The sequence below is a fragment of the Trinickia sp. genome, from assembly GCF_035492435.1.
Lineage (GTDB): Bacteria > Pseudomonadota > Gammaproteobacteria > Burkholderiales > Burkholderiaceae > Trinickia.
The window spans coordinates 1-10,998 of record NZ_DATJJF010000130.1 but is presented as its reverse complement, the minus strand read 5'-3'; the positions used below and the strand labels follow the sequence as shown (position 1 = coordinate 10,998).

Sequence of the window (10,998 nt, the reverse complement as noted above, 5' to 3'; positions counted from 1 at the left end):
GCGTCGCCTATCCGAAGGCGAGCGGCCGCGATATGAAGGAGCTGATGAAGCTCGCGACACGCTATTGCAAGGCGAAAACCATTCCGCTTTCGGAAGAGGTGTTCCGGCTGTGTGCGAGCTTTCGCGGGTACGCTTGACGCGTCGCCTACTTAGCGTCCGCGGCGGGCTGCGTATGCAGCCCGCATTTCAGTAGTGCACTGTCCAATGCATCGAAGGTGCTACTTCGCGTGCTGCTCCCCGGACAATTCAGCCCCGTGTGCGCGGATCGCGGCGATTAGTTCCGCCGCGGTGATTTCGTAGCGCATCTCCCGGTGAATGCCTGGCTTGCGCTCGTCGATTTCGATTAGAAGAATGCTCTTGCCGTCTTCCGCGGCTTCGAGCCGAAGAGAGCGGACTTCTCGCCCGCTGGCTTCGTCGATTTCGGTGAGCAGGGACATGGCTCCGGAAGAACGGGTAGTGCGCATCGAGTCTATCCTCAAGTCGTAAAGTCAAGCGATTGGGGCGCCGGCTTCAGCGCGAACAGATAAAACCCGAATCGTCCTCGCTGTCATAAAGCTGCCATCATCGCGCGGGTATGCGGCACAGGCCGCGGCAGCACACTGCGGACGGCCAGTGTAGCGCGAAGTGCGCGGGCATCCGCGCCTTTTCGCTAGGCACAGGCGACTCTCGCAACAGCGTTCGTGTTCGCGCGCTGGACTCTGCTCTCGAGAGGCTTGCCAGCCGACACGCTCACTCAGGCTGTATCCAGACGCTCATTATCGATGAGAGCCTGAGCCATCTCCCAGGCGTCGCGAGCCGCATCGTGGCGCCCGCACAACTGGCGCGCAAGCGTCGCGCCGTCGAGCAGGAGCGCGCAGCGTCGGGCGAGCCGAGCGGCCGTCTCGCTCTCAAATCGTTCTCCGAGCATGTGTTCGAGCATCTGCACGAATGAGCGCCGCTGCGCGGCGGCGGTGGAAAGAATTTCGTTGTCCTCGGCATGAAATTCAGCTGCCGCATGAATGAACATGCTGCCCACAAACGATTCAGAGCGGAACCATGCGTCGTGCCACGAGAAAACGGCTCCGATCTTGTCGTGCACGTCGGTGTGCGGTGCTGCTGCCGCGGTGACGCCCGCATTGCGCGCAGCGCCCTGCTGGTTGAGCACCTCGACGACCAGCTTGTTCTTCGACGGAAAATGCTTGTACATCGTCATTTTCGCCACGCGCGATTCCTCGATGATGCGGTCAATGCCAACCGCATGAATGCCGAACCGTGAAAATAACCGTGTGGCGGTTTCGACCAGCGCCTTCTTTTTCTCGCTCATTGTGGGCTCGCTGAATAATGTGAAAGTTGTGCGTTCTCGCGTCGAACCCGTCCGCCGAGCTTGCTTTCTACAGAGAAAATGAACATCTCGAAAAGATGCTTCCCCGCCGGCAGGCGACTTTCGATCGGTTGCCGCGTAGTCTCTCAATTCGCGGCGATGAACCTTTGCCATTCAAATCGAAGCGCGCCGTAAAATCAAGCCCCTATAATCAATTGTGCGAACGGCCGTTTTTATCTCGCGCAGTGCCGCCATGTCTCGCGACGAGCTCGACTGTGACGCTAGACCCGATCCGAACGAATGACTGGGCTCCCGTCCGATGTTGCGAAATATCACATAACATTGTGCGGCTGCCCCGGGTAGCATGTCGATAGCTCCATGCCGCCCGGGTCAAAAAGGCACCCGCGCGTGGCAACCGTATCCGGTGTGTTGAGCTGTCGGTGTCCGCAGGTTGTAAAAGAGACCGCCTCGCATCAGTATTGCAGTGAAGTGCCAGCGGCATGGCATACTCCGGCCATTCGAAAAAGAATGAAGGATTCATTCCGATGAAACCCATGCTGTTTTTGAACGTTGGGGAGCGCGCGGCAAAGTGTGCGGTTTGCGCCATTGTGCTGTGTTCCATCCTCGCGGGCTGCGCCAGCAGCGCGCCGCTTTTTACCAAGGATGGACGGCCCACCACGCTGGTCCAATGCCCTGCTGAAGGTTCTGCGGCACCGTGTCTGGAACAGGCGCGCGGCATCTGTGGGGGAGATTTCGACATCGTCGAACAGTCCACCAATCGGGGGCAGCGTAATCTGCTTTTTGCTTGCCGGGCGCAGACGCAGCAGTAGGTTGCACTTTTGCTCTGCGATCGGTCATGGCTGTACTTATTGAAATCACCAACGGAGGCGATTCTTTATGGCGACGTACAGGCAGCTCACCGAACAACTGGCCAAAGTGCAGGCGCAAATGCACGTGGCACGTGAAAAGGAAATGGTCGCGGCCATAGCCCAAATCAAGGAGCAGATCGCGGAGTATGGCATCACGGCCGAGGAGCTCGGTTTCGCAGCGAAACGGCCTCGCAAAGCTGATTCGGGAGAATCGGTGGCAAAGTACCGTAACCCGAAGACGGGACAGACCTGGACCGGTCGGGGACGCAAACCGTTATGGCTTGGCAAACGACCGGATCGGTTTCTGATCAAGGATTGATTCACGCGCAATACTTTAGGCGCGAGATGGCTTCGAAGGCGTGCAAAACGCCATCTACGATACGGACGCGGGCGTCGATGACGAAAAGGCGCTCCTGCCTACTGCGCGTATCACGGCGTCGATCGAATCTGCATGACGAGCGTGACCAGCAGACTATCGGTATCGACATGTGCCTTGTCGATGAGGCGGGCGACGGCATTTCGGCTGCGTAAAACTAGAAGAACCTCAAGGCAAACGCTGCGCTCGCCCGCCTGACGAGCCGAGCGTCCTGCCACGTTTGCTCTGCGTCATCGTTGCACCTCATTCGCAACTGGAAAGCGCAAATTAGCCGGCTCCCCCTTTTATGCCGACAGGCTGCTCGCTCGTGGGCGCCAACGAATTATTGTCATTTTTTTTCATGTTAGCGTCTTCGAATGACAGGTCACCCAGCAAAGCCGTCTCTTGGGTTTGCGTTGGATCGGCGGAGTCACGGGGCTGCCGATTCTTGCCGCCGTCCTTCTGCGTATCGCGATGAAATCGAGCGCCTGTGGTCTGCGGGTTCCTTAGGATTGCTCAATTATTGCAATGACTTCCAACGAACATTGCTCGCCTATCGGTACTACGGCAAGCGTTTCGATTGCGGCAGCAAGCTTGGCTCCCTGAGAGCGACCGTCGCATTTGCGCTGCGGCATCCTGAGATCGGCAATTCGTTTGGCGCTTATCTGCGAGACCATGCGGCTCGATTGGGAATCTGATCCTTCCACCGAAAATGCGGCATGCGCTCGAGCGCGCGCTGTCACCCCTCCTGGGTGCTCCACTTTTTAAGGACCGAGTGGGGGCACGGCATTCGGCTCACTTCGCAAAGCCTTTTTTTTAGCCGCTCGTATCCTCCGTGACGAATTGAGCACGATGCGTTTTGTCGTTACCGTCCTTCATCAATCCGACACGTTTCAGTTCTATGCTTATTTACTTACCCAGCTGGCATTGGCACGTTAAAGGCGAGTCAATGGACGTATCGCGACGGCATTGGATCCCGATAACGGGAGGGGGTGTCAATTGTCAATGGTTTATTCCAGGGGTGATGCTGCGCGCTTAGGCAAACGTTTGCGGATTGCGGGTTTGATCGCCCCGGTCTGGATGCCGTTGGCATGCGCCGCTTTCGTACTGACAGCGTGCAGCGATGACGACAAAGATCAGGTAAAGGGCTCGGCGTCCCAAGCGCAGGAATATGCCGCCACGCTGCCGGGTGCTCACGCCGATGATCGGCCGGGCAGCGGATTGACCACACAGGGCCTCGCACAAGGTTTCGCGATCGACGGCAACACGGCGAGCGCGTCACATGCGTTGTTGCCCCCGGTCATGCATTCCGCCGATTGAGTTTTGCAGTTCACCGATCGTCGATAGCACCGGCGCGTTTTCGCGGTCATTTCTATTGACGCCTCGGTTATGCGGTATCTCGCAGCGTGCGTGGCTTTACGCAACGCCGTCTTGTTCCACTTTGACCTGTTCAAATCGAATTCAATATGACTTACACGAGTCGTCGTGATTTTTTGCGCGCTGCCGCCCAGGCCGCCGGCGCTGCCGCTGCGATGGGCGTTTTGCCCATCGGCATTCGCAATGCATTGGCGATTCCCGCTCATGATGCGACGCGAAGCATCGAAGACGTCGAGCATATCGTGATCCTGATGCAGGAGAATCGCTCGTTTGACCACTACTTCGGCACACTGCGCGGCGTGCGCGGCTATGGTGACCGCCGCACCATCACGCTGCCCAATGGGCAGCCCGTCTGGCATCAACCGACGGCAGCCGGCGCAGGCTATGTCTTGCCGTTTCATCCGAGCGCGCCCGATCTCGGCTTGCAGTTCCTGCAGGACCTCCCGCATGACTGGACGACGACGCACACGGCATGGAATGGCGGCCGCTATGACCAATGGGTGCCCGCAAAAGGCACTACGACGATGGCCTACCTCACGCGACAAGACATTCCGTTCCACTATCAACTTGCGGACGCGTTCACAATTTGCGATGCATATCACTGCTCGACCTTGACGTCGACCGATCCGAATCGGTACTACATGTGGACGGGCTGGGTAGGCAACGATGGCGGCGGCGGTGGTCCCGTTCTCGACAATGCAGAGGCCGGCTATTCTTGGTCGACCTATCCAGAGGTGCTACAAGCCGCGGGTATTTCGTGGAAGGTGTATCAGGACATCGGCACGGGGCTTGACGCGAATGGCGGGTGGGGTTGGACGCAAGATGCTTACATCGGCAACTACGGCGACAACTCGCTGCTTTACTTCGACCAATATCGCAATGCACAGCCGGGTACACCGCTTTACGACAATGCGCGCACCGGCACCAATGTGGCGGTCAGCGGGGGCTACTTTGACGAGCTCAAGCGCGACGTGCAAAACGGCACGCTGCCGCAGGTATCGTGGATTGCCGCGCCCGAAGCGTACTGCGAGCACCCCAACTGGCCCGCGAACTACGGCGCCTGGTACGTCGATCAAGTGCTGCAGGCGCTGACTTCAAATCCCGAGGTGTGGAGCAAGACGGTGTTGCTGATCACCTACGACGAGAACGACGGCTTCTTCGACCATGTGGCGCCGCCGTTTGCGCCATGGTCCGATGCGACGGGTCGCTCGACGGTCCCAACTACGAACGAATACTTCGCGGGCAACAGCCAATATGCGGCAGGGCCCTACGGCCTGGGGCCGCGCGTGCCGATGATCGTCGTCTCGCCTTGGTCGAAAGGCGGCTGGGTGTGTTCGCAGACGTTCGACCATACCTCGATCATTCGCTTCATCGAAAAGCGCTTTGGCGGCACGCATGACCTTAGCGAAGCCAACATCACGGCATGGCGCCGCGCGGTATGCGGCGATCTCACGAGCGCATTCGACTTCGCCAATCCGAACGCCAGCTTCCCGACGCTCCCGGATACGAGCGGCTACGCGCCACCCGACCAACTACGCCATCCGGACTACGTGCCAATGCCGCCAACGGCTCAGTCCATGCCGAACCAAGAGCCCGGCATCCGACCCGCCCGGGCGCTGCCTTATGAGCTCTTTGTTCGCGCGCATGCGCAAACAGAAAAAAGCACGCTGCAACTCGAGTTCGTCAACACCGGGGACGCTGGGGCCACATTTCTTGCATATCAGCCGATGACTGGCGATGCGCCCCGCGCCTATACCGTCGAAGCGAAAAAACGCATCAACGACGAACTGCCCGTGAATGCGGACGGCAGCTATCGATTCGCCGTACACGGTCCGAACGGATTCGTGCGCGGGTTTGCGGGCACCACCGTGCCGCATTCTTCAAACAATGTCGGAGCAAAGCCTGAGGTGACGCAAGCCTATGACGTCGCCAATGGAAACATTGAGTTGCGCCTGAACAACCTGGGTACCTCGGCTTGCACCTTTTCGATCTTGAATGCTTACGACGGCAAGACGGTCACGCGCAAGGTGGTGGGTGGACAAAGCGTGGACCTGTACGTCGATTTGCGCGCGTGTTATGGCTGGTACGACCTGCGCGTCAGCGTCGATACCGATGCTTCGTTCGAAAGAACGCTTGCAGGTCACGTTGAAACCGGCCATAGCAGCATGAGCGATCCGGCATTGGGCACATCGACGTAATCGTTTTCTCCGTGCGTGGGGCTCGTCCATGCGGGCGAGCCCTTGCACCGCGCATTGCGCTCAGCACGGCCCGCATTCGCGTTCCCTTTCCTGATCTTCCTCTCTAACACGGCCCCTTCGCATTGAAATCGAGGCGCGGCTGGTCCATAACTTCGTTCGTTTCTCGACAGACCCGTTTGCACCATCGGCGCCTATGCGCTGGCAAGCGCTACTTCCTGCCCGAGCGAATCGAACATGAACTCAATAACCCGCCGTGCCTTTTTACGCGCCGCCGCCCAAGCCGCAGGCGCCGCCGCAATGGGCATTCTGCCCGCCGGTATTCGCAATGCGCTGGCGATTCCCGCTTACGATGCAACGCGCAGCATCGAGGACGTCGAGCATATCGTGATCCTCATGCAGGAAAATCGCTCGTTCGATCATTATTTCGGCACGCTGCGCGGCGTTCGCGGGTACGGTGACCGCCGCGTCATCACACTGCCGAGCGGCAATCCGGTTTGGTTCCAACCGCTGGTCGCAGGCGTCGGGCAAATTCTGCCGTTTCGCCCGAGCGCATCGAATCTCGGCATGCAGTTCATGCAAGGCATGCTGCACGACTGGTCGACGACACACTGGGCATGGAACGGTGGCCGCTATGACCAATGGATCGCGGCGAAGGGCCCGACGACGATGGCCTACATGACGCGCGATGACATTCCGTTCCATTATCAACTTGCGGACGCGTTTACGATTTGCGATGCATATCACTGCTCGATCATGTCGTCCACTGATCCGAACCGCTACTACCTGTGGACCGGGGGGATCGGCAACGACTGCACGGGCGGCGGCCCCGCCATCGACAATGCGGAGCGGGGCTATTCATGGACGACGTACCCGGAACTGTTGCAGGCCGCGAACATTTCCTGGAAGGTGTATCAGGATATCGGCGCGGGGCTTGACGCGAATGGCGCCTGGGGTGGGTCCGAGGATGCTTACATCGGCAACTACGGCGACAACGCGCTGCTTTACTTCGATCAATACCGCAACGCGCAGCCGGGCGACGCGCTTTACGACAATGCCCGCACGGGCACTAACGTGGCGGTGAGTGGGGGGTATTTCGATGTCCTCAAGCGCGATGTGCAGAATGGAGCGCTGCCGCAGGTATCGTGGATCGTCGCGCCGGAGGCCTATTCGGAGCATCCGAACTGGCCGCCGAACTACGGTGCCTGGTACATCGATCAGGTGCTGCAGGTACTGACGTCGAATCCCGCCGTGTGGAGCAAGACGGCACTATTTGTGACCTATGACGAGAACGACGGCTTCTTCGATCATGTGGCGCCACCGTTTGCACCATGGTCCGATGCGACGGGCCGCTCGAGCGTCGATACAACGAACGAATTCTTTGGGGGCGGCCCTGGCAAGATGGCGGGCCCGTACGGATTGGGCCCGCGCGTGCCGATGATCGTCGTATCGCCTTGGTCGAAGGGTGGCTGGGTGTGCTCCGAGACGTTCGATCATACGTCGATCATCCGCTTCATCGAAAGGCGCTTCGCCGGCAAAGCGGTGCTGCGCGAAGCCGACATCACCCGGTGGCGTCGCTCGATATGCGGCGATCTCACACGTGCATTCGATTTCGCCAATCCGAATGTCACGGTTCCGCCGTTGCCGTCCACCGAAGGCTATGTTCCGCCCGATCGGCAGCGGCATTTCAGTTACTTTGCGCTGCCGCCGCTAGCCCAGACGTTGCCGAGTCAGGAGCCCGGCCTGCGTCCGGCACGCGCCTTGCCCTATGAGCTCTTCGTACTGGGGCGCGCGCGACGCGACGAGGGGGTACTCAGCCTTGAATGGGTCAACAACGGTGACGTGGGGGCGGCGTTTCTTGTGTACCGGCTGACGAGCGGTGACCCGCCTCGTGCCTATACGGTTGGAGCGAAAGAGCGATTTGACGACCCGCTAGCGTTGGACGCGGACGGTAGTTATCGCTACGCGATTCATGGTCCGAACGGCTTCCTGCGCCGCTTCAAGGGCAAAGCTGTGCACGTTCGTTGGTGGGGCTCGGACGTGGCGGTGCCCGAAGTGACGGAGGTCTATGACGTAGCCAACGGTTGCATCGAGGTGCGATTGCATAACCTGGGTACGTCGGCTTGCGTGTTTTCTATCGTGAATGGGTACGATGGTGCTCGCATTGAGCGAAGCGTGGCGGGAGGAAACGTTGCCGACGTGTATTTCGACTTGCGTCCGTCCTACAGCTGGTACGACTTGCGGATCAGCGTCGATACCGATCCTCTATTCGAAAGAGCGTTGGCCGGTCACGTCGAGACTGGACGCAGCAGCATGAGCGATCCTGCATTCGGCACGGCGTAAGCGATGCTGCTTTATCGATCCAACCGTAGGCAAAACAACGGGCAAAGCAGTGCAGATAGTTTGGCGTGCGCAACGTTTTCCTGCCTCGAAGACGGCCCGAACGCATAAAAAGATGCATGGAGTTGCGCGGCGCTTGTAGAATCCGGCGTTGAAGCTGCGCTGGAGCGCGTGCTTCGAAGCGTTCAACGACCAACAGGTAGGAGAAACATGTCGACTTCCGCAAAGAAGGTTGCGAAAAAGGCTGCAGCCGCACCGGCAAAAAAGGTAGCTGCGAAGAAAGTGCCCGCCAAGAAGGCGGTAGTTAAGAAGGTCGCCGTGAAGGCGTCCGGCGTAGCGACGCCGATCAAGGACACCTTCACGAAGGCCTCGCTGGCTGCCCACCTTGCAGAACGTGCCGCTGTCGAGCCGAAATCGGTCAAGGCCGTGCTCGCTGCGCTTGAAGACACGATCCTTGGCTCCGTGCATAAAAAGGGCGCTGGCGAGTTCACGCTTTCCGGCCTTTTGAAGATCGTGGTGCAAGCAGTTCCGGCGAAGAAGAAGCGCTTCGGCAAAGATCCGTTTACGGGCGAAGAGCGCTGGTTCCCGGCGAAGCCGGCCAGCGTGCGCATCAAGGCACGTGCGCTGAAGAAGCTGAAGGACGCGGCGGCCGCCTAAGACGCTTTCCAGCGTTGTGTGCGTCACTGAATGAAGAACCCCGCATTGCTGTACAGCGATGCGGGGTTTTCTTCGTGTACAGGCTAAGCGTGACTTAGATTTCCGCTGGCGTGCACGCACCCGTGGGGCCGCACGAGAGAAAAAAAGCCGAAGGGCAAGCCTTCGGCTTTTGCGCGCTGCTTAGCAGTGCTGAGTATCAGAACTTGTGGCGCAGGCCCACGCTCAGGAGCAACTGTGTGCTTGTGCCGCCGTAGCCGTACGAGCCGACGGAGGCCACTGCGGGAACCGAACCGCCGCTGGCGTCGCCCTGGTTGCCGCTTGCATGTTGCCAAGCACCGACCAGATACACGTCGGTCCGCTTCGACAGGCTATAGTCGGCGCCTGCTGAAACTTGATTGTATGACGCGTTGGTATCGCCGCTTGCGTGCGTGTAGTTATATCCCAAGCCGAGCAGCATAGCCGGCGTCAGTTGGTAGTTCACGAAACCCTGGGCGGTGTTGTACTTTTGGGTCGACGCGAAGGTTGAGAAGCCGTCTGCCGTATAAAGCGCATTGCTGAAGCTTGCACCGAGCGTGAACTGGCCGAGCGTATATTGCCCCGCGACTCGAACAATTTTGATTGCGTTTGCCGTCTGGTAGCCGAAGTTAACCGTCGGATTAGCAGAGTTGAACGTATCGAACGGACCGTCCGACGTGCTCGTCCAGCTAGAACGCTTCAAAGCCGTACCCGTCGGGTTCGTGTTCCTCGTATTCACGTAGCTCGCTGCCAAAGCGATGGGGCCGTTGTTATAGGCCGCTCCGAGCGCCCACGTCATACCTTGACCGGTTGAGCCTGGGACACCGCCAAACGCATACATGCCTTCTACTTGGAAGCCGGCATAGACAGGCGACAGGTATTTGATCGCGTTGCTGACGCGGAAACTGTTGTCGTAGTTGTCGACGTCACCCGGCGTCGCAAAAGCGCTGCCAAAATAGTTGTCTTCTGTGATGGCCTGTACGAGGTCGACGCTCGGGTCATATTGACGGCCGAGGGTTACCGTACCGTATTGGTTGCTCTGCAACCCTACGAACGCTTGACGGCCGAACATCCGGCTGCCTTGTTGGAGCTTACCGTTGCCCGGATCGAAGCCATTTTCCAATTGGAAGATCGCCGACAACCCACCACCCAAGTCCTCCGTGCCCTTCAAGCCCCAACGTGAGCCGGAGAGGTCGCCCGCGTTAGTATTGCTGATCGAATACAGGCTGTTGTTACCGTTGACGTGATTTACATAGGTGAACGACGTATCGATGATGCCGTACAGCGTCACGCTGCTTTGTGCGTGCGCGGCACCCGCAGCACCCATCAACGCAAGCGAGAGAGTCGACAATGCGATCTTTTTCATCATTTCTCCACGCGGAAGAGTGTTAGTTATTTGGTGTTGCGAAACGCAGAATAGCTCATTGATGTTTTTGCGACGATTGGAAAAAAAACAAAGTGTCGCCAAAACGTAACAGTAGTGAAAGATCGCATTGCGGCCGAGTGCTCGGCGCTCGACGCGTGCGAGATCGGCTTCAGAGGCGGCATTTTTGGCGATTACAGCCGGTTCGCCGTCGGTGCTTCCGGGCCACTATCCATTCCATAGCGGATGTCATAAAAACGACGGTTGTGCGCCGTGGTTATGCCTGCGGCGCCCAGTATTCATCCGACACTTTCTGTGCAGTCACGGCGCCAAGTGCCGCCGATTACGGTGTCGAGGCGCGAGCGCCGGCACGCGTGGCGCCAGCCGCCGGTTTGTTTCGCCGACCGCGCGCTGCCGCGAATTCCGCGCCGAAAAGCAAAACCGCTGCTGAAAAGTACAGCCACATCAGCAAAACAGCCAACGAACCGGCTGCGCCGAACGCACTGGCCATGCCGGCGTGGGTAAGG

10 protein-coding genes and 1 pseudogene are annotated in these 10,998 nt (G+C 59.0%); 7 read left to right on the top strand and 4 right to left on the bottom strand.

Annotation, left to right across the window (positions count from 1 at the left end; all coding sequences use genetic code 11):
* Positions 1–218: 218 nt before the first annotated feature.
* Together VL598_RS10130 and VL598_RS10125 are read right to left on the bottom strand one after the other, a co-directional pair.
* Positions 219–464, bottom strand: a complete 246-nt coding sequence (locus VL598_RS10130; RefSeq protein ID WP_325326579.1) for a hypothetical protein — start codon at positions 462–464, stop codon at positions 219–221.
* A gap of 269 nt (positions 465–733) precedes the next feature.
* The gene (locus VL598_RS10125; RefSeq protein ID WP_325326578.1) at positions 734–1,303 is read right to left on the bottom strand and encodes a TetR/AcrR family transcriptional regulator; all 570 of its coding nucleotides are present in this window, start codon (positions 1,301–1,303) and stop codon (positions 734–736) included.
* A gap of 542 nt (positions 1,304–1,845) precedes the next feature.
* On the opposite strand from VL598_RS10125, the gene VL598_RS10120 reads away from it, so the two are divergent.
* The 7 genes and pseudogenes from VL598_RS10120 (at position 1,846) to VL598_RS10090 (ending at position 9,093) form a co-directional block, all read left to right on the top strand.
* Positions 1,846–2,130, top strand: coding sequence for a hypothetical protein (locus VL598_RS10120; RefSeq protein WP_325326577.1), 285 nt, complete (start codon positions 1,846–1,848; stop codon positions 2,128–2,130).
* Positions 2,131–2,197: 67 nt separating this feature from the next.
* The gene (locus tag VL598_RS10115) at positions 2,198–2,488 is read left to right on the top strand and encodes an H-NS histone family protein (RefSeq protein ID WP_325326576.1); all 291 of its coding nucleotides are present in this window, start codon (positions 2,198–2,200) and stop codon (positions 2,486–2,488) included.
* A 572-nt stretch (positions 2,489–3,060) separates the two neighbouring features.
* A pseudogene (locus VL598_RS10110) lies at positions 3,061–3,222 on the top strand (UTP--glucose-1-phosphate uridylyltransferase); the annotation flags it as partial.
* Between the two features lie 364 nt (positions 3,223–3,586).
* Positions 3,587–3,844 (top strand): hypothetical protein, encoded by a 258-nt coding sequence (locus tag VL598_RS10105; RefSeq protein WP_325326575.1) that lies wholly within the window; start codon positions 3,587–3,589, stop codon positions 3,842–3,844.
* A gap of 146 nt (positions 3,845–3,990) precedes the next feature.
* Entirely contained in the window at positions 3,991–6,099 is a 2,109-nt protein-coding gene (locus VL598_RS10100; protein WP_325326574.1) for a phosphocholine-specific phospholipase C, read from the top strand.
* A gap of 234 nt (positions 6,100–6,333) precedes the next feature.
* Positions 6,334–8,439: a phosphocholine-specific phospholipase C gene (locus VL598_RS10095; RefSeq protein WP_325326573.1), complete on the top strand. Its 2,106-nt coding sequence runs from the start codon at positions 6,334–6,336 to the stop codon at positions 8,437–8,439.
* A 207-nt stretch (positions 8,440–8,646) separates the two neighbouring features.
* Complete coding sequence (locus VL598_RS10090; protein WP_325326572.1) at positions 8,647–9,093, top strand: HU family DNA-binding protein; 447 nt, start codon at positions 8,647–8,649, stop codon at positions 9,091–9,093.
* Between the two features lie 196 nt (positions 9,094–9,289).
* Here the strand turns inward: VL598_RS10090 and VL598_RS10085 are convergent, their stop codons facing one another.
* Together VL598_RS10085 and VL598_RS10080 are read right to left on the bottom strand one after the other, a co-directional pair.
* Positions 9,290–10,474, bottom strand: a complete 1,185-nt coding sequence (locus VL598_RS10085) for a porin (RefSeq protein WP_325326580.1) — start codon at positions 10,472–10,474, stop codon at positions 9,290–9,292.
* A gap of 340 nt (positions 10,475–10,814) precedes the next feature.
* Positions 10,815–10,998 (bottom strand): YhjD/YihY/BrkB family envelope integrity protein (locus VL598_RS10080; protein ID WP_325326571.1); only part of this gene is annotated, 184 nt, incomplete at its 5' end.